Annotated in this window: 20 protein-coding genes, 1 pseudogene and 1 riboswitch; of the genes and pseudogenes, 3 read left to right on the top strand and 18 right to left on the bottom strand. The window is 40.4% G+C overall.

Translation table 11 applies throughout. From position 1 onward, the window contains the following. Positions 1–155: 155 nt before the first annotated feature. Positions 156–1,346 carry a hypothetical protein gene (locus PVE40_RS04255; RefSeq protein WP_274730649.1) on the bottom strand — a complete coding sequence of 397 codons (1,191 nt, stop codon included), beginning with the start codon at positions 1,344–1,346 and terminating at the stop codon, positions 156–158. Between the two features lie 151 nt (positions 1,347–1,497). Between PVE40_RS04255 and PVE40_RS04260 the strand changes: the two genes are divergently transcribed. Then, positions 1,498–2,193 carry a helix-turn-helix domain-containing protein gene (locus PVE40_RS04260; RefSeq protein ID WP_274730650.1) on the top strand — a complete coding sequence of 232 codons (696 nt, stop codon included), beginning with the start codon at positions 1,498–1,500 and terminating at the stop codon, positions 2,191–2,193. Between the two features lie 168 nt (positions 2,194–2,361). Here the strand turns inward: PVE40_RS04260 and PVE40_RS04265 are convergent, their stop codons facing one another. Then, on the bottom strand, positions 2,362–3,108 hold the full coding sequence (locus tag PVE40_RS04265; protein ID WP_274730651.1) for an amino acid ABC transporter ATP-binding protein: 747 nt from the start codon (positions 3,106–3,108) through the stop codon (positions 2,362–2,364). After that, positions 3,105–4,721: pseudogene (locus tag PVE40_RS04270) on the bottom strand (ABC transporter substrate-binding protein/permease). The gene PVE40_RS04265 and the pseudogene PVE40_RS04270 overlap by 4 nt, the downstream one beginning before the upstream one ends. 84 nt (positions 4,722–4,805) lie before the next feature. Then, positions 4,806–4,956: riboswitch (Lysine riboswitch) on the bottom strand. A 157-nt stretch (positions 4,957–5,113) separates the two neighbouring features. Between PVE40_RS04270 and PVE40_RS04275 the strand changes: the two are divergent. Beyond that, entirely contained in the window at positions 5,114–5,740 is a 627-nt protein-coding gene (locus PVE40_RS04275) for a glycosyltransferase family 32 protein (protein WP_274730652.1), read from the top strand. 34 nt (positions 5,741–5,774) lie between these two features. On the opposite strand, the gene PVE40_RS04280 is transcribed toward PVE40_RS04275, so the two are convergent. The 14 genes from PVE40_RS04280 to parE all read right to left on the bottom strand — a co-directional run bounded on the left by PVE40_RS04280 (position 5,775) and on the right by parE (position 23,267). After that, positions 5,775–6,725 carry a magnesium transporter CorA family protein gene (locus PVE40_RS04280; protein WP_274730653.1) on the bottom strand — a complete coding sequence of 317 codons (951 nt, stop codon included), beginning with the start codon at positions 6,723–6,725 and terminating at the stop codon, positions 5,775–5,777. A 68-nt stretch (positions 6,726–6,793) separates the two neighbouring features. Continuing rightward, a complete protein-coding gene (locus PVE40_RS04285) occupies positions 6,794–7,645 on the bottom strand; it encodes a VOC family protein (protein WP_274730654.1) in 852 nt (283 codons plus the stop codon). Between the two features lie 18 nt (positions 7,646–7,663). Continuing rightward, positions 7,664–8,482, bottom strand: a complete 819-nt coding sequence (locus PVE40_RS04290; protein WP_274730655.1) for a metallophosphoesterase — start codon at positions 8,480–8,482, stop codon at positions 7,664–7,666. A gap of 139 nt (positions 8,483–8,621) precedes the next feature. Continuing rightward, entirely contained in the window at positions 8,622–9,668 is a 1,047-nt protein-coding gene (locus PVE40_RS04295) for an ABC transporter permease (protein ID WP_274730656.1), read from the bottom strand. A 38-nt stretch (positions 9,669–9,706) separates the two neighbouring features. Continuing rightward, positions 9,707–10,870 carry an ABC transporter permease gene (locus PVE40_RS04300; protein ID WP_274730657.1) on the bottom strand — a complete coding sequence of 388 codons (1,164 nt, stop codon included), beginning with the start codon at positions 10,868–10,870 and terminating at the stop codon, positions 9,707–9,709. Between the two features lie 11 nt (positions 10,871–10,881). Further along, entirely contained in the window at positions 10,882–11,820 is a 939-nt protein-coding gene (locus PVE40_RS04305; RefSeq protein ID WP_274730658.1) for an ABC transporter ATP-binding protein, read from the bottom strand. Positions 11,821–11,916: 96 nt separating this feature from the next. Then, positions 11,917–12,558, bottom strand: coding sequence for a response regulator transcription factor (locus PVE40_RS04310; RefSeq protein WP_274730659.1), 642 nt, complete (start codon positions 12,556–12,558; stop codon positions 11,917–11,919). Beyond that, positions 12,551–13,714 carry a sensor histidine kinase gene (locus PVE40_RS04315; protein ID WP_274730660.1) on the bottom strand — a complete coding sequence of 388 codons (1,164 nt, stop codon included), beginning with the start codon at positions 13,712–13,714 and terminating at the stop codon, positions 12,551–12,553. The genes PVE40_RS04310 and PVE40_RS04315 overlap by 8 nt, the downstream gene beginning before the upstream one ends. A 301-nt stretch (positions 13,715–14,015) precedes the next feature. Continuing rightward, positions 14,016–14,204 (bottom strand): hypothetical protein, encoded by a 189-nt coding sequence (locus PVE40_RS04320; protein WP_274730661.1) that lies wholly within the window; start codon positions 14,202–14,204, stop codon positions 14,016–14,018. A 101-nt stretch (positions 14,205–14,305) separates the two neighbouring features. After that, positions 14,306–15,235, bottom strand: coding sequence for a manganese-dependent inorganic pyrophosphatase (locus tag PVE40_RS04325; RefSeq protein ID WP_274730662.1), 930 nt, complete (start codon positions 15,233–15,235; stop codon positions 14,306–14,308). A 96-nt stretch (positions 15,236–15,331) separates the two neighbouring features. Next, positions 15,332–16,093, bottom strand: coding sequence for a pyruvate formate-lyase-activating protein (pflA, locus tag PVE40_RS04330; protein ID WP_274730663.1), 762 nt, complete (start codon positions 16,091–16,093; stop codon positions 15,332–15,334). 117 nt (positions 16,094–16,210) lie between these two features. Beyond that, entirely contained in the window at positions 16,211–18,439 is a 2,229-nt protein-coding gene (gene pflB / locus PVE40_RS04335; protein ID WP_274730664.1) for a formate C-acetyltransferase, read from the bottom strand. Between the two features lie 278 nt (positions 18,440–18,717). After that, the gene (gene parC, locus PVE40_RS04340; protein WP_274730665.1) at positions 18,718–21,189 is read right to left on the bottom strand and encodes a DNA topoisomerase IV subunit A; all 2,472 of its coding nucleotides are present in this window, start codon (positions 21,187–21,189) and stop codon (positions 18,718–18,720) included. Beyond that, on the bottom strand, positions 21,189–23,267 hold the full coding sequence (gene parE, locus PVE40_RS04345) for a DNA topoisomerase IV subunit B (protein ID WP_274730666.1): 2,079 nt from the start codon (positions 23,265–23,267) through the stop codon (positions 21,189–21,191). The genes parC and parE overlap by 1 nt, the downstream gene beginning before the upstream one ends. Positions 23,268–23,451: 184 nt before the next feature. Here parE and plsY point away from each other — a divergent pair, with 184 nt between their 5' ends. After that, on the top strand, positions 23,452–24,063 hold the full coding sequence (plsY, locus tag PVE40_RS04350) for a glycerol-3-phosphate 1-O-acyltransferase PlsY (protein WP_274730667.1): 612 nt from the start codon (positions 23,452–23,454) through the stop codon (positions 24,061–24,063). A gap of 43 nt (positions 24,064–24,106) precedes the next feature. Here the strand turns inward: plsY and codY are convergent, their stop codons facing one another. Further along, on the bottom strand, positions 24,107–24,916 hold the full coding sequence (gene codY, locus PVE40_RS04355; RefSeq protein ID WP_274730668.1) for a GTP-sensing pleiotropic transcriptional regulator CodY: 810 nt from the start codon (positions 24,914–24,916) through the stop codon (positions 24,107–24,109). Positions 24,917–24,924: the final 8 nt, after the last annotated feature.

Consider the following 24,924-nt stretch of genomic DNA (forward strand, 5'->3'; position numbering starts at 1 on the left):
TTTAAAAAATCAGATGGAACCCAAGGGGTTCCTGCGCCCAAAAATAGGGCTCAAACCCGAAGTTGCCTGATGTGAACCCAAAATATCTGGTCGATTTAGTAAAATCAATGTGATACAAAAAAATCGGAATGCTTAAACGTTAAAAAAGACATTTTTCAAGAAGATTTCAGGAGTATGAATAATTCAGGTTGTTCATTGTCTTTAAAGATTTGTTGAACCTTCCAATAAGTATCAATCTGTAAGAACTCCATTTGCTGAATGATTGTCTGGTACCGGATAAAATCTTCTTTTAAGCGAATGATTTCTTCCATTTCATTCTTTTCGTTCATATATACGGACAGTACTTTTAAGAGAATTGATTCTTCCTTCAATCGTAATGCCGGTTGGAAATTGATTGGCAAGGAAAAAGTAATTTCTTGAAAATAAATAGTTAACTGCCGAACGACAGCATCTTCCGTATCTTCAGGTTGATATTTTTTATGTTCAATTAGCTCTTCAAGAGTATATACATATACATTTCGCAAGTTTTCTGACTTCGTTAAGATGCCTGGATACATTTCCTCGAATTCTGTTATGGTAGTTTCATAAAATTGCTTGTCGATATCCTCTTTTTTCATCGCGTAAATAGATTTCTGAGCATCTTGATTAAGTTTGTCATGAAATGTGATCAGCTGATCGAGCAAATAATTTTGTACGTATGTCTCATCCCGTAACCGAGAAATCTCTTCATATTGTCCTAATGATAACGGGGCTTTCCTTACTCCATATAATTCTTCAAGCTTTTGATAGTATACGTGCTCATTTTGCTGAAAGTCTTTTATGATTTCAACGACATCTGGAACGATTATTTCATTCCAATCTTGTTTAATTTTAAGTGTAGTTAGTCTATATTCACGACAAAAGGTACTTAATAGCTCGTAATCTCTTTGAATTTGTTCTTTTCTTTTTCTAGTTGCAAAGAAGGAAATGACCTTTGACCATGGTGAATGATTTTTAAGCAATCGATCAACGATTTCTCGATAAGAATGACGTTGGACTTTTTCTTCTAGCTCCTTAAAAGAAGTAATCAGCTGATCGTACCGCTGCTCAAAGTATAGATAACTTAGGATTTGGTTGGCATCTGGGCCATTCGTCTGTAGCCAAATTCCCGTGTTGTTAGTTAAGTAAGCGAACGTTCTATTCCCTTTATGATAAGCAGAAGCTTGCTCTTCCCTTACAATCTGATTCTGAATCATAGAAACCATCTGCTCTACTTCTCGATTCCAATTCCAATATCTCTGGCTAATTGTATCTAGCTCTCTTAGGATCATTTCGGCTTCACTCAGCGTCTCTTCCTCATTCACCACGCATTTCCCCCCTTTTTAGATTCGTTAGGAATATTGTATCTTAATTTTTAATAAATGGTATAAAAATCGATATCTTGTCATGGTTTGTTACCATTTATCTGATTTTATAGTACAATACAGACAGAAAACCTATGTCGAAAGAAGGGTTATTATGGACGAGAAATTATACAGTACAAAAGAGGCTGCTCATTTTTTAGGTGTTCATACGAATACGATTCGGAACATGGTACGGGACGGTCGGCTCTCTTTTATAAAAACGAAAGGAAGCAAAGGTGATTACCGTTTCCGGAAATCAGATTTGATCGCTTCTCTTCATCAAGAACAGCTGCCACTTCCCGTCACGAAGAAAGAAGAAAAAGCTCAGATGGACGGGTTAAGTTTCCTCGCTTCTTGTGGCAATCCTTACCTTATCTTTGGTAGTTACCTAGAAACACGATCGTCAGAGGACTATAGTCTGGCAGTAAAAGGGAAATCAGCGATTTGGGTGCAAGAAACCTTGCGACAGATTCGGTTGCAGTTCCCCTCGTCCTCCTTATCATTATCAATGAATGTAGAACAGTGGTTAGAAACAATCCAAATTGGTATCTCTGGCATGAGGCGTGCGGACGGTAGAATTGTGATTACGAGTTTCCTACTTTATGAAGACGGAAGTGATCGTTTTATAGTAGACGGTACACTACAGCAGTTTTATCCGAAACTTGCACCAGGAATTGTAACGCTCACCAAAAACTTGGCTGGACAGTATTATTTGAAACCTGAGTATATATCAGAGTCTGTCTTCCAGGCAGCTGTGAAGGATCCAAATAATACCTACTTCAAAACGTATATTCAAAGATTCTTGAAATAAAAAACAGAGTGTGACAAACCGAATCTTCTAACGCATACCATATCCGTAAGCAGCTAAAGCAGCAACAATCATGACAAAATGACGTCGGGTCTGCCTTTTGAAGCACGTTTAAGAGGCAAATATTCGTATACAGGAAAGCGGCTGGGACTTTTGTCCCAGCCGCTTTTTTTATGATAACGGAACAGATAACACGCGGTGAAGAAACTCTTTTGTGCGCTCATTTTCTGGATTGTTGAATATTTTTTCGGGTGGTCCTTCTTCGGCAATCACACCTTCATCCATGAAAATGATGTGGTCAGCAACTTCTTTTGCAAATTGCATCTCATGGGTTACCACAACCATGGTTAATCCCTTATCTGCTAATAGCTTCATTACCCGTAATACTTCCCCCACAGTCTCGGGGTCGAGCGCTGAAGTTGGTTCGTCAAAGAGTAAGATATCAGACTCCATCGCCAATGCTCGAGCAATGGCAACCCGTTGCTTTTGGCCGCCGGATAATTGTTGCGGACGCGCGTGGATAAATGGATCCATTCCTACTTCACGAAGGAAATGGAGCGCACGCTCTTCCGCTTCTTTTTTATCGCGTTTCAAGACATTCATCTGTCCGATCATGCAATTTTGTAAAACATCCATATTATTGAAAAGGTTGAATTGTTGAAATACCATACCTACTTTAGAACGGTATTGATAAAGATCCATTCGCTCATCTAGGATACTTTTCCCTTGGTAGGAAATTTCACCAGTAGTTGGTTTTTCTAAAAGATTCAAACAGCGTAATAAGGTCGATTTCCCCGAACCAGAGGCACCAATCAGACAAATTACTTTTCCTGCTTGAACATCAAAACTGATGTCCTTCAAAACTTCTCGGTCACCAAATTTTTTGCTTAAATGGCTAACTTGTAAAACTGCAGTCATGGTTGAACTCCTTTGCTGATGGCTTGTTCAGTCGGTAAAACTTGATGCTGGTTGGCACCAATCATTTGGTAGCTATCTGGTCCATCAATTCGTTTCTCCATATAGCGGAGAATCCGCGTAACGGTAAAGGTCATGATGAGATAGATGATTGAAGCTACAGTAAATGGACCGAAATAGTCAAAATTAATACCCGCTACAGTCTTCGCTTGGAAGAAAAGTTCCGTTACGGAAATAACATTCAGTACAGAGGTGTCCTTGATATTGATAACAAATTCATTCCCTGTTGCCGGAAGGATATTGCGCCACACTTGTGGAAGTACAACGAGACGCATCGTTTGCCAGTGGTTCATTCCAATGGCTTCAGCTCCCTCAAATTGACCTTTATCGATGGAAACAATCCCTCCACGAACAATTTCTGTCATATAAGCACCGGTGTTGATTGCCACAATGAAGATAGCTGCTTGTGTACGATCCATATCCCATCCAAAAGCTAATGCTGAACCATAATAAATAACCATCGCTTGTACAATCATTGGTGTTCCCCGAAACAGTTCGATATAACAAGTAGAGATAAAGTGGATGGTCTTTAAGAAGAAACGCTTGAATCCGCGCTCCGGTTGAGGGATGGTACGGATAACCCCCAGAATCAGGCCAATCACAATCCCTATGGTTGTACCAATCATAGAGACATAGATGGTGACCCATGCTCCCCTTAGAAATAAAGGAGCATTACTTTGAAAAATATTCCATAAATTAAGCATGATTAAACTCCTTCATTACTGAGCAGATGGTTGATTGGCAATTGCTTGATCCATTAGTTCTTGACGTTCTTCTTCCGTGATTTCACTCAAGATTTCGTTTATCTCTTCTATTTTTTCTTCGCCTTTACGGAGACCAATCGCAATGGTCGTATCTTCTGGATTCGTTTCAAAACCGTCCTCAAACTCAACAAAGGTGAAATCTTCATTGGCTTGTGCTGCACTGACTGCCTCAGGGTATTCAGAAACATAGCCATCGATTACGCCAGATTGAAGCGCCACACGCATCGCTGAAAAGTTTTCCATTGCGGCTTGTTTTTCTACGCCTTCGATTTGGTCGATCATCCCGTAGTGGAACGTATTTAACTGTGCCGTTACTTTTGCTCCGGAGAAATCAGCTAAAGAAGTAGCATTTTCGTACTCACTACCTGTTGCTACCACCATAACTAGTTGAGATTCCAAGTATGGATCACTAAAGTCGATGGTTTCCTTACGATCTTCGGTTGGCGACATACCCGCAATAATTGCGTCAATTTTATCTGATTGAAGAGCAGGAACTAACCCATCCCATTCTGTTTTCACGATGACGAGTTCTTGACCTAATCCTTCCGCAATCCGTTTTGCGATTTCAACATCGTAACCACCCGCGTATTCATTCGAACCTTCTATTTGGACTGCACCATTTTCTTCACCGATTTGCGTCCAGTTATAAGGGGCATAGGCTGCTTCCATTCCCACAACAAATTGGCCGTCTTCTTCAGTTCCTGTATTTTCTCCGCTATCTTCAGCTCCGCATCCTGCTAAAAGTGCTACGGCTCCGAACATTGCTGCTGTCATTTTCCATCTGTTTTTCATCTTCTTTTTCCCCTTTGTATAAGTTTTTAGAATACAAAAAAACCGTGAGCAAAAGGCTCACGATTGGGATCGTCCTTTTGCCCCAACATGAATGGCTCATCGATAGATAAAATTGGGCATTTTATCCTGACAGTGCCATACTTTTTCAATATAGCCCCAGCACCAATCGCTTGGTACTTCGGCGAATTCCCCTTTCGTTTCCTACTGATGGTTTTCGCAGCCTCACATTCACATTGTAATTTAATATTCTCTTTTTTGTTACTATAGCCGACTAGTGATTCTTTGTCAAATCTTTTTGACCAACAATAGCTATAATTGGTCAAAAAAACGATCTTCGTTTACAATAAAAGTATCGCTTTTGAAAATTTATTGCATAAGGGGAGGAACCGTATATGATACCAAAAATTATTCACTACTGCTGGTTTGGCGGTAATCCACTAGGAGAGAAAGAAAAGAAAACGATGGAGAGTTGGAAAAAACACTGTCCAGAATATAAAGTAATGGCATGGAACGAAGAGACCTTTGACGTAAATAACATGGGTGATTATGTAAAAGAAGCCTATGAAGCAGGTAAATGGGCATTTGTTTCCGATGTCGCTCGATTATACGCGCTAAAGGAATACGGCGGCGTTTATATGGATACAGACATGGAAGTGGTAAAACCACTTGACCCATTGTTAGAGTTAGATGCCTTTATGGGGTTCGAAATTGAGACCACTATTTCTACTGGGATTATTGCAGCAAAATCGCATCACCCAACCATTGAGTTATTATATGCGGATTATGAAGATCGTCATTTCAAACAAGAAGATGGTTCTTTAGATGAAACAACGAATGTTATTCGCATCACTGAAATTCTTCAAGAAGAAGGGTTAGAGTTAAATAACGAGAAACAAGAAATTATGGGCATTACGATTTTCCCACGTGTTTACTTTTCACCAAAAAGTTATTGGACTTATGAGATTAATGATACAGAAGATACCTATGCCATCCATCAGTTCTCTGGTTCTTGGCTATAGAAAAAAACGACAACCACATCAGGTTGTCGTTTTTTTATAAGTAATCGTTTTTCTTCAGCCAGAATACGGTAATGATGCTGAGTAAAATGGAAATAATAATCAATAAAACAAAGGCAAACGGGTTCTTCTCAAGCGGCAAGCCTACATTCATTCCCCAAAAGGAGCCAATGATTGTTGGAATCGTCAGGACAATCGTTAGGGAGGTAAGGAATTTCATTACATTATTCAAATTATTTGAAATCACGCTAGAAAATACCTCACTTAAATGATCAATCATCTGATTTGATTCATTTACCATTACTGCTGCTTGGCGAGAAATAACTTGAATATCATGCAACAGCGTTTGGCTTGAAGCATCTTCTGCATAATGCTCGCTCTTGATGAAGTGTTGGATGATTCGGTGGTTTTCCGTAATACCTGTATGGAAGTATACTAAGTTTTTATGAATCGCAATGAGGCGATAGAACGACTCGTTTTTCGTTGAATCGACTATGTTTTCTTCCATATCTTGAATCGTTTCATCAATTTCAGTAATCCCTGCTATATAAGCACTGGTCAGTTCCCAAAGAATATCCAATACGATTTCATTACCTTTTGTAGGGTAATGATTTGGGTCAATGTCTTGATACACTCCTTCTAGAAAAGAAGGTTCCCTCGTGCTGATGGTAAGAAGTTGCTGGCCAGCCATAATAATGGCTAGCGGCAAGGTTTCATATTCTTTATAACTAGTCAGCTGCTTCTTTATTTCTGGATAAAGAACGAGCGATAGATGCAGGGCAGTACCGTCTTTCGTTTTTACTGTTTCCTGCCGAGGTACTTCGTAACGATCTAGCGCATCCAAAATAAAATCTTTTGGAATTTGATAGTGTTCACGAAGCAGCTTTTGTTCTTCTTCGTCAGGATTTTCAAAATGAATCCAGTCCACCCGTTCCCCTTCTCCTACCTCTCGGTACTGATGATCGTCTCCTAATTGAAAACACTTCATCCGACACACCTGCCTGTCTCTCTTATTATGCACAAAGTATAGCATACGAGAATGATTTGTAGCAGATATTAACGAGCTTCTTTCACCAAAAAGCGTTGCTCAATCCCACTATCATCTTTTACGATGATGATTCCATTGGTTTCTTGATACTCCCAGTTTTGTTCGTTAAGTCTTCCTAATAATGCTTCTTTCTCTGCTTGATTCGGTAATTCCCAAGTGAAGTACGCTAGTCCTAATTGATTCTCTTCAGCTGGCGGCAATTGTTTCCCTGCCCATGAGTTTGAACCGATGTGGTGATGATAATCACCTGAAGCATAGAAATTAGCTTGTCCAAAGTATTCAGACTTTAAGTCTAGGCCTAGCACTCCTTCGTAGAAGTTTTTCGCTTCTATTACGTCGCGAACCGTCAAATGTACGTGACCCATCATTGTTCCAGCAGGTAATCCCTCGAATGCTTTCTTAACGGAACCAATTACACCTTCCGCATCCATAGCAATGGTAATTCCTTCAATACGACCATCTTCACGGATATCCCATTCTGATTGGGGCTTATCCGCATATACTTCAATTCCATTTCCCTCTGGATCGTTGAAATAAATAGCCTCACTGTAGCCATGGTCACTCGCTCCTTGAACGTTAAAACGTTTCACCAACAAGTGATAGAGAAATTCTCCCAAATCAGAACGGGACGGTAAGAGGACTGCCAAGTGGAAGAGACCGGTTGTTGCTTTCCTTCTTCCTGGTTGAACGTTGACCAATTCAACTAGCGCTTCTTTGCTTTCAGCGACTCCTAATGTAACGGAATCGTTCTGTTTTTCCAGAACATCCATCCCCATCATCTCTTCGTAAAATGCAGACATTTTTTCTAAATCAGCTACGTTTAAGACAACTTTTCCTAATTTCCAATCGTTTTTTTGCATATTTTTCGACCTTCCTTCTTATATAGTAAATGATTCTAGTGTGTAAGCCAGCTCGATGCGTGGATCATCTGTCCACCAATGATTTCCATTTCCTAGACAAGCACAATAATAGCGAATTCCATTTTCTTTTAGACTCTTTCGAAAATGAACGTGGCCCATAATGCTATGAGAAATTGGGTATTCATCGTAGAGCTTCAAGTAACTCTTGCTCCCTAAGAAAGCATTGTAGTAATCGTAAATCCGGTGGGGCAAAGGCACCGTAAATTGTGGGTGGGTGACGACATGCGTCATGAGAATGATTTTCTGTTCGGGTACAGTCTGGATGTCTGCTTCAATCTGTTGCAACATGGATGCAGCTACCTCGCGGTCTGATTGGTTCCAATGAACATAGAGCCGGTCATTCCAACCGCCAAACCGAAGCTTTTTCTCTTCTAAATCTTCAAGAGAATATTTAGAACTGGCAAAGCCATAATCGTACCACCCTGGATTCGCAACAATCGCATACTCTTCGTTTATCTGGTACGGACGACCTACAAGAGATTCCTCTCGTTCGCAGAAAATCCGGTATATTTCGTCCGTATTTGTTTGATGATTACGAATCGACCAAAAGTCATGATTACCTGGAACAAAGAATAATTTTGAGACATGATGGTTCTTCATCTTGTCTAAAAACGCCAGTGAGTCATGATAATCAGAACTAATATCCCCCGCCATTAATAATAAATCAATCTCCTCTGCATACAAAAGCTCAGCTAAGAGTTTATCATATGAATCACCGGGCGCTAGTTTCCGTTCATTCCGGTCAATGTGGAGATCAGATAGAACGCCAATTTTCATCTATTTCGCCCTCCTCGTTTTCTATTCTATCGTCTATCTCGAATTAAAGATACATTTATTTGAACTATTTTTAATTTTTCCTAATTCTATCATATACCAAAAAGAAAACTCCACCAAGAAAGAATGGTGGAGTTTCTCTTTAGATACTTTTGACGAAGTCTTTTAACTTATAGCTGCCTGCTGTAATGAGAACTGCAGACATCAAGAGGAGAATAAAAACATGAGGGAAAAATCGATTTCGATCTAGCGCCTCTAATACCCAGTAAACGGGAGTAAACAGAGAGAGGATTTGAATGACCTTCCCTTCCGCCCCTGTTTGAGCCAACATACTGATCATCACACTTCCCACACTGTAAAACAGTCCCACAAATTGAGCAACTCCTTCATTTTTGAAAAGACGAAAGAGTGCAAATGAAATGGAAAGACTGAATATACAGGTGACCAATAGTAAGCAGATGATAAGCGGTAGCTGAGAAACAGAGAAACCAAGTACAATTTTCGATAGGAAAAGAATGACTACATTGGTAAGAAAAAGGAAAACGGCGTACGCAAGAATCATACTGGTGACGAGAGCCCAGTCTCGGTTCGGTGACACAATCATCCGCTGCAGGACATTGTTCTTTTTAAATGAAATCATATCTCCTGAAATGAAGGAAGCATTCATCAAGATGTAGAAAATAAGCAGGATGATCGTGACTGCAAAGTTTGAATCAAGTTCCTCCGTTTGGAAAAAGAGCTTGGCTTCCGCTGCATCCAAGTTTACCCCTTCACTGTTTTCTTCTACTAAACCATTTTCGACGAGTACGTTCGTAATCTCTAGTCCTTTTAAAACTTCCTGGATGCGCTTCTCAAACAATACATCACCCGGTTGATCTTCTCTTGTGTAGCGAAGAATCTCTGGAAGTTCCCCTTCTTCCAGACGACTGGTAAAATCTTCTGGAATTTGGTAGACAGCAGCTATTTCACCGTTCTCCAACTTATCAAATTGGGCTTCTAACTCTTCTTGCTGCACTACATAATCTAAAAACTCTTCCGGAATTACTTCTTCCCAAGCGTTTCCTTCATCAGCAACCTGGATAACATAGTTTCCATATGCTACATCTGTATTACTGTTCAAGAAGATGACGAAAAAGTTGACTACAATCGGCATCACAATGATGGTTGTGACTAACAGAGAATTTTTCATGATACGCTTCATATGGTGCCATATCAAGTAGAGAAAATTCATACTGACACCTTCTTTCCGAATTTCAAACTAAGCAGATTCATCACAACAAGTGCACCAATTAAAAGGGCCAACTGGAGAACCATTTCTGAAATTCCTTGCCAATTATTGCCTTTCATCAAATTCCAATACGGGTTTGTAATAAAATAGGAAACCGTTTGGCTGTTTAACTTCTCAAAAATTGCCATATCTGTGGTTCTTTCCAGTGGACCCAACATCCCACCAAAAACTAAGACGAAGAAAAGCGCAGCGTTAACGACTAGCTTCCCAACGGTTTGGCTGAATGTGTGGGTGATAAATGTATTGATCAGACTGGCAACAATCGCATGAAGCAGTGCAATGAGGAGAATATAAAATGGATTTTCAGTGAAGATCCCTCCCACGATGCGCCAAACTACAAAATAAGCAACAAGGAACATAAAAGTTTGTAACACATTCCCTACCACTTCTAAAATCCATGACTCCAATTTCGTGACTGGGGCGGCGCGCCACCTTTTCTCAAACCCAATGGACTCTGTCATCCCTTCGGCAGAAACATTCGTTGAGATGAACATGAGTAAAATATAAGAAATAATCACTACGGAGAAGTATTGACGTGACGAGAGCATCGTTTCAGAAGTAAAAGTTTCTTCAACAATCAAGTCCGCTTCTTGAATAGCGGTAATTTCTGCTTGAACAGCAGCCAGCTCTTGGTCAGATAGAATTGTTCCGGTAAAGACGTTTTCCATATAGGTTGCCTTTGCCAACTCTTCTGTCAGTGAGCTGAAAACCGATTGCAAAATCCGACCCGAATTTCGTGAAGCTGCATTCTTCCCTTCTATCTCAATCGGTAGGAGCTGATTATTTTCAATCCCATTTCCAAAACCTTCCGGAATTTCGACAAGGTATTCCGCGTCAACTGGGTCTTCTTTGAAGTCAAATACTGGAGCAAATGAATCCGATTCAATTGTTTCCATCATGATTTGTGATCGTTCACTTCCGTCTTGATCTACTACATGGACTTCAATGTTTGGATCCTCAATGGTAGGCTCGAACATACTCCCCATGCTTGTACTTTGGAAGAAAGATAAACCGAATGGAAAAATCACAAAAGTCAGGAATAGAATGGGCAATTGGGAAAAAATCGCCCGCAAAATCATGCGCAAATAATAATATAGTTTCATATTTGCCCTCCTTAATCTCGTAATGTTTTCCCGGTTATACTTAGGAATACTTCCTCTAAACTTGGCTCTTCAATCCGAATTCCTTTCAAATCACCATTTTGTTGTTCGATAGCAGCTATTAATTCTCGCAACTGGAACCTCTTTGCGTCTACTAGCAACTGAACGTTACCCAGTTCATTTTGAACGCTTAACACGCCAGAAACTTGTTGGATTTCTGCCAATAGTTTTTCGCTCATAGAATCTAGTTCTAACTCTACTTTGTCATTGGTACGAATCATGGATTTTATTTCCTCTTTCGTACCAAAGGCGATTTCTTTCCCTATATCCATGATAAAAATACGGTCACACAAACTTTCTACTTCTTCCATATAGTGAGAAATATAAAGAATCGTAGTTTCATACTGCTCATTCAATTCATTAATAAAATCAAAAATATAGTTTCTGGATTGAGGGTCTACCCCTACAGTTGGTTCATCTAAAATTAAAAGCTCTGGGCGGTGCATGATGGCTGCGGAGATGTTTAAGCGCCGTTTCATCCCACCGGAGAACTTTTTCACTTTTTCCTTGCGGCGATCACTTAATCCTGTCACCGCCAAAGCTTGTTCAATAGCCTGCTTCAGTTCTTTCCCTTTCAGACCGTACAGACTGCCGAAAAATTCCAGATTGTCGTAAGCATTCATTGTTTCCATTAAGGCTAATTCTTGGGGAACAAGACCTATCTTGGCTTTGACATCAATTGGATTCTTCTTAATTGTTTTCCCGTCTACCGTGATGGTTCCTGCATCAGCTTCCACTAGTCCTGTCAGCATGTTGATGAGCGTTGACTTCCCAGCACCATTTGGACCAATCAACCCGAACTTTTCACCTTTTTTTATAGAGAATGTGACGTCATCTACGACGGTCTTTTTATCAAATCTTTTGGTAATATTCTGAATCGTAACAAATTCCATGATGTTCCCTCCCTTATCTTTGTACTAAGTATAGACTCTGTTTAATGGTCTTCCAATTCCTAAAAGTAACAAAAAAAGAGTGACAAAAGTCACTCTTTAGTCCTTCATCAGATGATTCTTATAAGCAAAAATAGCTAGTTGGGTCCGGTCTCGCAATTCTAGTTTGTTCAAAATCATACTCATATTATTTTTAATGGTTCCTTCTGAGAGAAAAAGAGTTTGCGAAATTTCTTTATTTGACAATCCCTGTGCTACCAGCTGAATGATTTTCATTTCTTTTTCGGTCAAATCGTACTGCACTTCTAACTGTCTGGTGTCGACTTTTCGATCCTGTTCCATCAGGGAAGAAGAAACATCAGCATGAAAGACAGTATTTCCACTCAACACAGTCTTGATCCCGTTGTAAATGGCTTCCGGGGTACTATCCTTCAGTAAATATCCAGAGGCGCCAAATTGCAAGGCGGTATGAATATATTCGTGATCCTTAAATGTGGTAAGGATAAGGATTTTTACTTCTGGAAACTTTTCTTTTATGAGACGGGTACCTTCGATTCCATCTGATTCCGGCATTCGAATATCCATCAAAACGATATCGACATCTTGCTGGGCGCAAATGTCAAAGGCTTCCTTTCCATTTGATCCGCTGGCGACGACTGTTAATTCTGGCTGAGATTCTAAAATGATCTTCATGCCTTCCCTGATTAACTGTTCATCGTCTATCAATGCAACTTTAATCAAATTGTTCCATTCCCCTCTGCTCTTTTACTAGTTTTAATTGTAATTGGAATCCATTTCCTGGTGAAGTAGTTACCGTACAACTTCCATGAACTTCTTCAACCCGTTCTTTAATGCTCAACAAACCTAGATGCGGCACTACTGTGTCCGTCCCTTTTCCGTTATCCTTCATCGTCAATATCAAGTCCTGTTCATTAAAATGAAGAAAAATATTAATTCGAGAAGCTTCCGCATGCTTCGTCGTGTTAGAAAGAAACTCTTGAATTGCACGGTATAGCAACAACTCTTGTTTCTCAGATAGAAACCATAACTGCTCTGAGATCCCGAAATTAACTTGAATGGAGGTGTTCTTCATATAGTCCTGAACCATTTCATCAATAGCAGTAAACACTTGATTCCGGCTAAAATGATCCGGTTTCATTTCCGCCAGCTGTTCCCTCACTTGTTGCATACTCTTCGTAGCGAATTCTCGCAGAGCTCCACTCATTTGAGCTGCAGCAGGTGCCTTGGTTTCTGCCAACTTTGTAATCGCACCGAGCTGAATAATAATCGTAGACAAACTATGTCCAACTGAATCGTGTAGTTCGCGAGACAGCCGATTCCGCTCCTTTAGGGTATACAAATCCCGCATAGAGCCCATATATTGTTCCATCACGTCTTTATTTTTTTGCATTTCATTCATCACATGCTGAAACTCAATTTGCTCCTTCTCTAGTTGCTCGCTCCGTATCCGGTAATCGGCGATGATAAAGGAAATAAAACCTAAAAACACAAGAAACACGAGTTGAAAGACCTCATAACGAAGCTGATTGAGTTCTGTCAAAACCAATAAGAGAAGCGCGAATAACGCACATTGAAAGAAAGCCCAGTTTCTCTTTTGTAATAAGAATGTATCTACTATAAAAATAGCTCCCATAAATAAACTTAAGAAATGAAGATTGGCGTAAAATAGGCTAATAAATAAGAGGTCAATCAAAAAAGAAAAAATACGAAAAGTTGGATGATGGAGATTAAAATAGCGAAGCTGGAAGTTAACAGCATAAATCAAGAAACCAATTAACCAAATTTCAGTAACGCCCATTTCATTGAAAGATGGATAGGTCTCTATACCTACCCCAATTAATGCCACATAGCGCATTAAGGTAATAAAAGGATTCATGGCATCCCTTCTTTCTAACAGATTGATTACTATTTTAGTATACATCAAAAGATAATCGAATAAAGTGAATTTTAAGCGTTTAGATGAATCCCTCTTGCGATGCGGTCACTGAACCACTCGCTATCGCAACGATAACAGCTCTTTCGTTGTGATACGGCCACTGAATCACGTGCTATCACCACGATACGGCTTCTTGCGTCGTGATACAGCTCTTCTAGCGCTCACTATCGCAACGATTCCTTTTTCAAAAATAAAAAAATAGATTTCAGAAATCTGAAATCCATTTTACAGTTCCAATATATTAGTCTCTCAACTTTTCTAAATCTTGTTTGTCTACAAACAAACGAACTTCACCAGTTTCTAAGTCAATCCTTGCTTTTACCTCGACCATTTTTGGCACAAATGTACCTTCTCCGGTATCGATTTTCAGCCTCATAGCCCCATCTTTCAAACCAGCTCCGTAAGTGATTGTTCTGAATTCCTTTTCCATATTTTCCACCCACTCTTCATTATTTTTAATTGAAAACTGTTTATGTACAAAAAACCGAAGCGAGGACTCACTCACTTCGGTTTCTTAAGTACAAAGAACGTTTATTTTTTATAAGCTTCAGTCAATTGTGGTACTACTTGCTTCTTACGAGATACCACTCCTGGTAGGAATGCTGTTTGATCAGCTAATTTCACATTAAATGCTGCTTCAGCTTTTTCGGCTCCATTTCCGATTACTAAAATAGTAGAGTCGCTGTCAATGATGTTGGTAATAATCAAGATGAAAAGGTCGTATCCTCCTGCTACATTACGAGCTTCCATTAACTTCGTTAAGTCATCTTGGCGTTTCAATACGTCTTGGATGTCTACTGTATTTACTTGTGCCACACGAACGTTTTGATCTCCCATTGGGAAAGTTTTTGCGTCCAAGTCTAGCAATTCGTCGTTTGACTTGCTGCCTAAGTTGGTTCCTGCTTTAAGCATCTCTAAGCCGTACGCTTCTGCATCTACATCAGCGATTTCTGCCAATTCTTTTGCTACTTGCTTGTCTTCCTCCGTTGAGGTAGGAGATTTGAATAATAAGGTGTCTGAAATAATAGCAGATAGCATCAAACCAGCGATTTCTGCAGGCACTTCAATTCCTTTTTCTTTGAACATTTTATAGATGATCGTATTCGTGCAGCCAACTGGTTCTGCGCGGTAGTATAATGGATTCGCTGTTTCGAAATTAGTAATCCGGTGATGGTCTACTACATAGCGCACCTCTACATTCTTAATATCAGAGGCACTTTGTTGGAATTCATTGTGGTCTACAAGTGCTACTGCAGTGGTTTCGTTCGAAACCGTTTGAATAACACGCGGTGCTTCTGTGTTAAAGTGTGCCAGTGCATAGGCAGTTTCTTCACTTGGCCCTTCCAGAGCAACGGCTTCAGCCTCTACCCCAATTTGATTCAAATAATACGCAAAAGAGATAGCAGAAGTAATTGCATCTGTATCCGGATTTTGGTGTCCAAAAACTAGTAATTTATCCATATTTGTCCCTCTTTCTTTTCAGTCTCTTTTGTAATGATAAGCAAAAAAAGGGAAAAGGGCAACGAATATTTCCCCTTTCCCCTTATTATCTTTTGCTTAGCTAACTTGATATCCTTTGTACTCCTCACAGCGTAACAATCTTCGTGCATTTTCTACACGGTCAGCTGTTGGAGGGTCAATTCCTTCTAGTTTGTACGGAATTCCCAATGCTTCATATTTATAAATTCCCATTTTATGGTACGGCAAAATTTCTACCTTTTGTACATTTTTTAGGGTTGCAATGTAATCACCGAGACGAATCAAATATTCGTCGTAATCGGATCGTTCTGGTACCAATACGTGACGAATCCAAACTGGTTTGCCAATATCAGACAAGTATTGTGTCATTTCAATGATGCTGTCATTCGGCCACATGGTTAATTCTTTATGTTTTTGACGATCGATGTGCTTAATATCCATTAAGACGAGGTCCGTTACGGCCATTAGTTCTTCAAAACGCTCGAAAAAGGGTCCGTCATACGTAAAAGGCTGTCCGCATGTATCTAGAGCAGTATGTACGCCTTCTTCTTTAGCTTTTTGGAATAATTCGATAAGAAAATCAATCTGCAGCAAAGGTTCTCCGCCACTGACTGTTAAGCCGCCTTTTGTGCCCCAGTAATCTTGATATTCTAGAGCCATATCCAGCACTTCATCAGTTGTCATTTCGTTTCCTCCACCAATATTCCATGTATCTGGATTATGGCAGAATTGACAACGCATCCGGCATCCTTGCAGGAAGACGATGAAACGGATACCAGGTCCATCCACGGAACCAAAGCTTTCAGTTGAATGAACGAAACCCGTCAGTGCATTCGACATAATAAAAAACTCCTTTTCTTTGCTTGTAATTGTTCTCCATCAAAATGAAGGAACCGTTCCTTCACTTTGATGGAGAACGGATGAGCAGTGCCCATCCGTTTTCCAAGCTTCATTATCTTACATGCTTTCGTGCATGGTACGATTAATAACATCTAATTGTTGTTCGCGTGTCAACTTGATGAAGTTTACGGCATAACCAGATACCCGGATTGTTAATTGTGGGTAGTTTTCTGGATGTTCCATAGCATCTAACAAGGTATCACGGTTAAAGACGTTTACGTTCAAGTGGTGTCCACCTTTACGTGCGTAGCCGTCCAACATATTGGACAAGTTTTCTTCTTGAACTTCTGCTTCACGTCCCAAAGCTTTTGGTACGATGGAGAAGGTGTTGGAAATTCCATCTAGGGAATATTTGTAAGGAACTTTCGCAACAGAAGACAAGCTTGCTAGAGCACCGTGTGTGTCGCGACCATGTAATGGGTTTGCGCCTGGTGCAAACGGAACGCCTGCTTCACGGCCATCCGGTGTAGCTCCTGTACTCTTACCATAAACAACGTTTGAAGTAATGGTTAAGATGGATGTAGTATGCTTCGCATCACGATATGTTTTGTGTTTTTGAACTTTCTTCATGAAGTCTTTTAGCAACCAGATACCGATATCGTCTGCACGATCATCGTTGTTTCCGTATTTTGGATAGTCGCCTTCGATTTCATAGTCCACTGCAAGACCATTTTCATCACGGATTACTTTTACTTTTGCATGTTTGATAGCGGACAAGGAGTCGATTGCTACAGAATAGCCTGCAATCCCTGTTGCCATTGTGCGCATTACGTTTGTGTCATGCAATGCCATTTCTAAGTTTTCGTAGCTGTATTTGTCGTGCATGTAGTGAATTACATTCAATGTATTGACATAAAGTCCTGCCAACCATTCATTCATCATGTTATATTTTTCCATCACTTCATCATAATCAAGGTATTCAGAAGTAATTGGTTGGTATTTTGGTCCAACTTGTTTCTTCGTAACTTCGTCTACACCGCCATTAATTGCATATAGCAAGGACTTAGCCAAGTTTGCACGAGCACCGAAGAATTGCATTTGTTTACCGATACGCATTGCGGACACACAGCAAGCAATTCCGTAGTCATCGCCCCACTCTGGACGCATTACATCGTCGTTTTCGTATTGGATAGAACTTGTTTCAATAGAGATGTGTGAACAGAAACGTTTGAATGGTTCTGGCAACTTAGTGGACCAAAGGACAGTCAAGTTTGGTTCTGGTGCAGTTCCCATGTTCTTCAATGTTTGCAAGAAGCGGAAGCTGCTCTTCGTTACAAGTGTACGGCCATCTTCGCCCATACCGCCAATTGACTCCGTTACCCAAGTTGGATCTCCTGAGAATAATTCATTGTAGTCAGGAGTACGCGCAAATTTAACCAATCGCAGTTTCATTACAAAGTGGTCTACGATTTCTTGTGCTTCTTGTTCAGTCAAGATGCCATTTTTGAAGTCGCGTTGGATATAGATATCTAGGAACGTAGATACACGTCCAAGTGACATTGCTGCCCCGTTTTGTTGTTTAACAGCTGCTAGGTAAGCCAAGTATACCCATTGGAACGCTTCTTGAGCATTTGCTGCTGGTTGTGAAATATCAAATCCGTAAATGTTTCCTAATTCTTTCAATTCTTTCAATGCACGGTATTGGTCGCTCATTTCTTCACGTAAACGCATAATGTCTTCTGACATTACTCCGTTTCCAACTACTGCGTAATCTTTTAATTTTTCTTTCATCAAGAAGTCTACCCCGTATAAAGCAACGCGACGGTAGTCTCCGATAATACGTCCGCGTCCATATGCATCTGGAAGACCGGTAATTACTTTATTAGAACGAGCTGCACGCATTTCTGGTGTGTATACATCGAATACACCTTGGTTATGAGTTTTACGGTAGTCACGGAAAATCATGGAAACTTCTGGATCAATTTCGTATCCATAAGCTTCTGCAGCCATTTCGCTCATTCTGATTCCGCCAAATGGTTGCAAGGAACGTTTGAAAGGTTTTTCGGTTTGGAAACCAACAACTTTTTCTTTGTCTTTGTTGAGGTAAGCTGGGCCATGAGAAGTGATCGTAGATACAACTTTTGTATCCATATCCAAAACGCCGCCTGCTTCACGTTCTTGCTTCGTCAAATCCATTACTTGCGCCCATAATTCGTTCGTTGCATCGGTAGGACCTTCAAGGAAGTTTGCATCTCCTTCATAAGGTTTGTAGTTTTCTTGAATGAAATCACGGACGTCTACTTCCGTTTTCCAGGTTTTCCCATTAAAACCTTTCCATTGTTCCATTACATGTTCCCCCTAATATTTTATCTATTTGTGATTTATGTAACACCTTTTACACGTTTATTATAACACGTTTATTTACTTGTGCAATACTTTTCAATTAAAATGTATGTGAAATTATTTATTAATCTAAAAAACGATAAAAAGACTGTAACAAAAGGGCTTTCCCTTCTAACTCTTTTTACTTGTGCTGTAATTCGCTGCACATATTCATAAAAAAACAGCATCAAACTGTATTATACAACAGTTTGATGCTGTTTCACTTTTTACTATCACAGGGGTTAATTTCCTTTTTGTGAAAAAGGGAACACCTTTCGAATACTATATACCATGCCTTCTTCTTTTTCTTCTAAAAAGGAAGAGCCATTGGTGTAACGTGCAGAGAATGGAATGGTTTTGCTGATTAATTCTTTGTTCTGCCCACGTGTGGTACGAACTTCATAGATGGTATCCAACTCTGGAGCTGCATCCATATAAACAATACGATGCGGGTTCGCCTTTAATTCTTTAATGAGGAGCAATCCTCGTTTCGCCCTGCCTAATCGTGGAACTTCACCACTACGGAAACGCTTGGCATTCCCACGTTGTGTTACTACGAAGATTGGGTATTTCTCATCTTCTTCGTCAAATAATGCCGCTCCAACTACCTTGTCTTCTGCTTTCAAATTGATTGCCTTCACACCGCTCGTACGGATTCCTGTTTGGCTCACTTCTTCAAGCGGATAACGCAGAGCAAACCCAAAATGAGTGACCATTAAGACTTCTTTTTTAATCTTGCTGGTATCGACGAAATGGATACTCTTCACTAGATCCGTATTATTGCGTAACTTAATCGCTGTGCTCTTCTTCCTGCGGTAGCCACGGAAGGATTGATACTCAAAGAGTGCTGTCTGTTTAATCATTCCTTCTTGGGTAACGAATAGAACCGACTGATGTTCGGTCAGTGGCGCCTCATGCTTCAGTATCGTAGCCCCAATAATCTCTTCCCCATTAGAGAATGGAATATTTTGGGATAGATGATAACCCATGTCTTTCCATTTCAGTTCAGGAAGCTCATAAACTGGGAAATGCATGTAGTCGCCTTTATTGGTAAAGATGGCGATAGAATCAAGGGTAGACGCTTTTTCAAGCAATAAAGGCTGATCTCCTTCGCGTAACCCGACATCACTTATTTCAGAAGCAGCAAATGAACGCAAGCTCGTGCGTTTGTAGTAGCCTTCTTGTGTGAGGAGCACGTATACTTCCTCTTCTGGAATCAATACTTCCGTTTCAATTTTGATTTCTTCGATTTCTTTTTCCACTACAGTCAATCTTTTAGTAGCGTATTTTTTCTTAATGGCTGCCAGTTCATTTTTCATAACGAGCATCAACGTTTTTTCATTTTTCAAGATACTTTGATACGAGGCAACTTGTTCGTTCAGATCCAATTTTTCATTTTGCAAGGCAACGATATCCGTATTGGTTAATCGGTACAATTGCAAAGATACAATTGCTTCTGCTTGTACTTCAGAAAAGTTGAAGGTCTTCATTAAGTTTGATTTAGCATCTTTTTTATCCTTGCTGTTACGGATTAACTGAATCACTTCATCCAAAACAGAGATCACCGTAATGAGGGCTTCCACAATATGGAGACGAGCATCTGCTTTTTTCAAGTTGTAGCGAGTCCGGCGCAAGGTCACTTCTTTTTTATGGTTGATATACGCTTGAAGCATCTCTACTAGTCCAACTTGTTGCGGACGTAATTCGTCAATCGCAACCATATTGAAATTGTAGTTGACTTGCAAATCAGTGTTTTTGAATAAATAATTCAAAATCCCTTCTGCATTCGCTTCTTTCTTCAACTCTACAACGATTTGCAGGCCGGTACGGTCCGTTTCATCGCGGACCTCATCAATTCCTTCAACCTTTCGATTCAAGCGTATCTCGTCCATTTTTTTGACTAACATGGCTTTATTCACTTCATAAGGAATCTCTGTGATCATAATCCGTTCTTTTCCGCCACGCATTTTTTCGATCGACGTTTTGGAGCGAACGACTACTTTTCCTTTTCCGGTCTTATAAGCACTCTTCAGCCCAGACAAACCTTGGACAATCGCTCCAGTTGGGAAGTCTGGTCCTTTCACATATTTCATTAATTGTGAAAGTGTAGCATCAGGGTGATCAATTAAATAGTTCGTTGCATCAATTACTTCACCCAAATTATGCGGCGGAATATCTGTCGCATAACCAGCAGAAATACCTGTCGTACCATTCACCAAAAGGTTTGGATACCGAGCAGGCAAAACAACTGGTTCTTCATCCGTATCGTCAAAGTTCAAGATGAAATCAACCGTATCACTATCGATATCGCCTAATAGCTCTGCTGATATTTTCGCTAGACGTGCTTCCGTATACCGCATCGCTGCAGCCGGATCTCCGTCCATACTCCCATTGTTACCATGCATTTCAATTAACGGTTCACGCATTTTCCAATCTTGGCTGAGACGAACCATAGCTTCATACACACTGGAGTCTCCATGCGGATGATAATTACCAATTACATTACCGACCGTTTTCGCTGACTTACGGAACTGCTTCTCTGCAGTATTACCGCTCGCATACATGGCATACAGGATTCTTCTTTGCACGGGTTTCAAACCGTCCCTAATATCTGGAAGAGCACGATCTTGGATGATGTATTTGGAGTACCGGCCAAAGCGGTCGCTCATGACATCTTCCATCATCAACTCTTTAATATTTTTTTCCTCAGCCATTACTCTTCACCACTTTCAAAATCTAATGCCACTTGTTCTAATTCTTCGTCCATCGTAGGCACGGAACGTTTCTTCGCTTGTTTTTCATCTTTAATTTGTTGCTTCACTTGGTTTGCACCATCCGGCTCTTCATTTAAAACGTCTTCCAAGATACTCTTGTCATCTTCCAAGGTAAATTCAACATTTCCTTCGATCCATTTCCGTCTTGGTTCTACTTTATTCCCCATTAAAGTAGTGACTCGACGTTCTAGTTTTGCTTTGTCGTCAATCAACACTCGAATGAGTGTCCGGGTTTCTGGATTCATGGTTGTATCCCATAATTGGTCAGCATTCATTTCACCAAGCCCTTTATAACGTTGTAAAATATAGCCTTTTCCAATGATTTTGATTTTATCCGCTAGTTCTTTTTCGGTCCAAGCATATTCAATCACTTCTTTTTTACCCGTTCCTTTTGATACTTTATATAAAGGTGGTTGGGCAAGATACACTTTTCCTGTTTCCAGAAGAGGCTTCATATATCGGTAGAAAAAGGTCAGGAGTAACGTTTGGATATGCGCTCCATCCGTATCCGCATCGGTCATGATAATAATTTTGTCGTAGTTACTATCCTTCAGATCAAAATCCGGCCCTACTCCTGCTCCAACGGTATGGATGATGGTGCTGATTTCTTCGTTCTTCAAGATATCTTGCATATTCGCCCGTTCAGTATTAATTACCTTCCCGCGAAGCGGCAAGATTGCCTGGAATTTCCGGTCACGGCCTTGTTTTGCAGACCCACCCGCAGAATCTCCTTCGACCAGAAACAGTTCATTTTTCTCATGGTTCTTCCCTTGAGCAGGTGTCAGCTTACCAGAAAGCAGGAGCTCCCCTTTGCGTTTCTTACCATTACGTGAATTTTCTCTTGCTTTACGAGCTGCATCTCTCGCTTCCCGTGCCTTCAGAGCTTTCCTTACCAACATTTGTCCTACTTCACCATTTTCGATGAGGTAGATGCTGAGGCGCTCATTGACTAAATTGTCAACGATCGCGCGAGCTTGAGGTGTTCCTAGTTTTCCTTTGGTCTGGCCTTCAAACTGGAGAATCTTCTCTGGAATACGCAAGGAGAGAACAGCAGTTAATCCTTCACGCACGTCGCTACCTTCCAAGTTCTTATCTTTTTCTTTCAATAAGCCAATCTTTCGGGCATATTCATTGAAAGCCTTGGTCATCCCTGTTTTAGCGCCCACTTCATGTGTACCGCCATCTTTGGTCCGAACATTATTTACAAAAGAAAGAATGGTTTCAGCATATGCATCATTATATTGGAAGGAAAAGTCGACTTCGATATCTTCCACGGTTGCGGAGAAATCTGCGATGTCATTTAAGGTATCTTTTTCTTCATTTAAGTACGCCACAAATTCACGAATTCCTTCTTTATAATAGAAGACTTCGTTTTTACCGGTGCGCTCATCCGTTAGGCTCAGCTTCAACCCTTTTAAGAGGAAAGCTGATTCACGCATCCGTTCTACTAGAATGTCATAAGAAAGTTGAGCAGAACCAAAAATAGATGGATCTGGCATAAAATGAATCGATGATCCATTTGGTTTATTTACGTTTTTCTTTGTAGTTAGTTTTCCTTTGGGCTTCCCACCGTCTTTGAAGCTAATGCTGTACATGGTCTTGTCTCGAATAACATCTACATCCAAATAGCTGGATAAGGCGTTCACGACACTGGCACCAACCCCATGCAATCCTCCAGATGTCTTATATCCACCTTCTTGGCCGAATTTCCCTCCGGCATGCAAGACGGTAAAAATTACTTGCATGGTTGGTACGCCTGATGCATGCATCCCAGTAGGCATCCCACGTCCGTTATCCTTTACGGTCACACTTTGATCCGCATGAATCGTGACTTCAATCTCATCAGCGAATCCTGATAAGGCTTCATCAACCGCATTATCTAAAATTTCATATACCATATGATGCAATCCGCGACTGTCTGTCGAACCGATATACATCCCTGGTCTTTTTCTTACTGCCTCTAGTCCTTCCAATACTTGGATGGAATCATCATTATATATATTCTTATTTGTAGCCATAGTTAAACCCCTTCGTTCTACGGAATTCGAACATCCATTCTATCATAATACTTGAAAATATGGGGATTGTAAAAGAAAAATTTGGAATCGAGAGGATTGCGCTCGCAAATGTGTAGTATGAATTATTGCGAAGAAATGGTAAAATAACCCAGTAGTTTGTAATTATGTATAAGGAGTGAACACAGTGACTTCTCTAATTGTCATCATCCTTGCTTATCTTCTGGGCTCTATTCCTTCAGGAGTATGGATTGGTAAATTATTTTATCAAAAAGATGTACGTGAATACGGCAGCGGAAACATGGGAACAACCAATACCTTTCGAGTCTTAGGCAAAACGGCTGGAATTATTGTTCTCTTAATGGATATCTTAAAAGGTTCGGTCGCTACATTACTTCCCATTTGGTTGGGAGCAGACATTCATCCATTGTTGGCTGGTGTGATTGCTGCTGTGGGACATACGTTACCCATTTTCGCAAAATTTAAAGGCGGAAAAGCAGTCGCAACGAGCGCTGGAATTATCTTAGCATACAATCCCCTTTTCTTTGCCTTAGCGATTGCTTGCTTTTTACTTTACCTCTATCTTTCTAGTATGGTTAGTTTTTCCAGTATGTTAGCCTGTTTAAGCGCAGTCGTCATTTCATTCTTTATGAAAGACATCTGGCTCGTGGTAGTAACCATTGCGTTAACATCCTATATCATCTATCGTCACCGCAGCAATATCACGCGGATTAAAGAAGGAACCGAAAATAAAATTCCGTTTGGACGAGGATATAAAAAAGAAAATAAAGATGCATAACAAAAAAAGATGCCTCGTGGCATCTTTTTTTGTTATGCAATTTTTATACTTGAAGTTTTTTCTTCAGCTCATCAAACAGGATAGGCGAGAGTACTTTAATGTACGTTCCCTTCATTCCTAATGACTTGGACTCTAACACGCGAGCAGATTCCAGCTTCCTTAATGCATTGACAATAACCGAGCGGGTAATGCCCTTTTTCGCTGCAATTTGAGAAGCATTGATTCGTGCCTCCAATTCCTCAATGGTGCGGAAAATCTCACTGACCGCTTCCATTTCACTAAAAGAGAGGGATTGTAAGGCGATATGAACCGCAGTTTCTGCCCGTGTGGCAATTTCAGTTTCCACATTAATTAAATGAAGGAGCTCCATGCCGATTACGGTTGCACTATGTTCAGCAAGAATGAGGTCTCCCGTATTAAAGGCTGTATTCAAACGGGCAAAAATCAAACTTCCTAATCTTTTCCCAGCAGCAAAGATGGGAATTACCGTTGTCAGTCCCGTCACGAAAATATCTCTCGTTTCGACTGGAAAGACAGTGATATCAGATTCAATACCGATATTCGCGGTCGTAAGGTTCAGCTGATTGATGCCACTCGTGTAGTAAGAAGGAAACTTTCGCTCTACGAGCATTTGTTTCACGCGTTCATTATTGATATCAATGGCTTCACTAAAGCCTAAGAGCGTGCCTGCATCATCAATTAGATACGTATTTGCCCCTAAGATTTCAGCTAAGCGCTTGGCCATTTCTTGAAAGGGTAAAAGAGTTGGTGTGGCCTTCTCAGCACTGACAAAGCCACCTTCTTTTTGTAGCATTCGATTGATGGTCCGCAGTCGTTCTAATAATTCTTCCATATCCATCC

It is taken from the genome of Jeotgalibaca caeni (assembly GCF_028863945.1).
GTDB classification, from domain to species: Bacteria; Bacillota; Bacilli; order Lactobacillales; family Aerococcaceae; genus Jeotgalibaca; species Jeotgalibaca caeni.

What these genes read in the sequence shown, in the direction of transcription:
- PVE40_RS04260 (WP_274730650.1), top strand. Translation starts at nt 1,498, where the DNA reads ATGGACGAGAAATTATACAGTACAAAAGAGGCTGCTCATTTTTTAGGT.
- PVE40_RS04265 (WP_274730651.1), bottom strand. Translation starts at nt 3,108, where the DNA reads ATGACTGCAGTTTTACAAGTTAGCCATTTAAGCAAAAAATTTGGTGAC.
- PVE40_RS04275 (WP_274730652.1), top strand. Translation starts at nt 5,114, where the DNA reads ATGATACCAAAAATTATTCACTACTGCTGGTTTGGCGGTAATCCACTA.
- PVE40_RS04280 (WP_274730653.1), bottom strand. Translation starts at nt 6,725, where the DNA reads ATGAAGTGTTTTCAATTAGGAGACGATCATCAGTACCGAGAGGTAGGA.
- PVE40_RS04285 (WP_274730654.1), bottom strand. Translation starts at nt 7,645, where the DNA reads ATGCAAAAAAACGATTGGAAATTAGGAAAAGTTGTCTTAAACGTAGCT.
- PVE40_RS04290 (WP_274730655.1), bottom strand. Translation starts at nt 8,482, where the DNA reads ATGAAAATTGGCGTTCTATCTGATCTCCACATTGACCGGAATGAACGG.
- PVE40_RS04295 (WP_274730656.1), bottom strand. Translation starts at nt 9,668, where the DNA reads ATGAAAAATTCTCTGTTAGTCACAACCATCATTGTGATGCCGATTGTA.
- PVE40_RS04300 (WP_274730657.1), bottom strand. Translation starts at nt 10,870, where the DNA reads ATGAAACTATATTATTATTTGCGCATGATTTTGCGGGCGATTTTTTCC.
- PVE40_RS04305 (WP_274730658.1), bottom strand. Translation starts at nt 11,820, where the DNA reads ATGGAATTTGTTACGATTCAGAATATTACCAAAAGATTTGATAAAAAG.
- PVE40_RS04315 (WP_274730660.1), bottom strand. Translation starts at nt 13,714, where the DNA reads ATGAATCCTTTTATTACCTTAATGCGCTATGTGGCATTAATTGGGGTA.
- PVE40_RS04320 (WP_274730661.1), bottom strand. Translation starts at nt 14,204, where the DNA reads ATGGAAAAGGAATTCAGAACAATCACTTACGGAGCTGGTTTGAAAGAT.
- PVE40_RS04325 (WP_274730662.1), bottom strand. Translation starts at nt 15,235, where the DNA reads ATGGATAAATTACTAGTTTTTGGACACCAAAATCCGGATACAGATGCA.
- pflA (WP_274730663.1), bottom strand. Translation starts at nt 16,093, where the DNA reads ATGTCGAATGCACTGACGGGTTTCGTTCATTCAACTGAAAGCTTTGGT.
- pflB (WP_274730664.1), bottom strand. Translation starts at nt 18,439, where the DNA reads ATGGAACAATGGAAAGGTTTTAATGGGAAAACCTGGAAAACGGAAGTA.
- parC (WP_274730665.1), bottom strand. Translation starts at nt 21,189, where the DNA reads ATGGCTGAGGAAAAAAATATTAAAGAGTTGATGATGGAAGATGTCATG.
- parE (WP_274730666.1), bottom strand. Translation starts at nt 23,267, where the DNA reads ATGGCTACAAATAAGAATATATATAATGATGATTCCATCCAAGTATTG.
- codY (WP_274730668.1), bottom strand. Translation starts at nt 24,916, where the DNA reads ATGGAAGAATTATTAGAACGACTGCGGACCATCAATCGAATGCTACAA.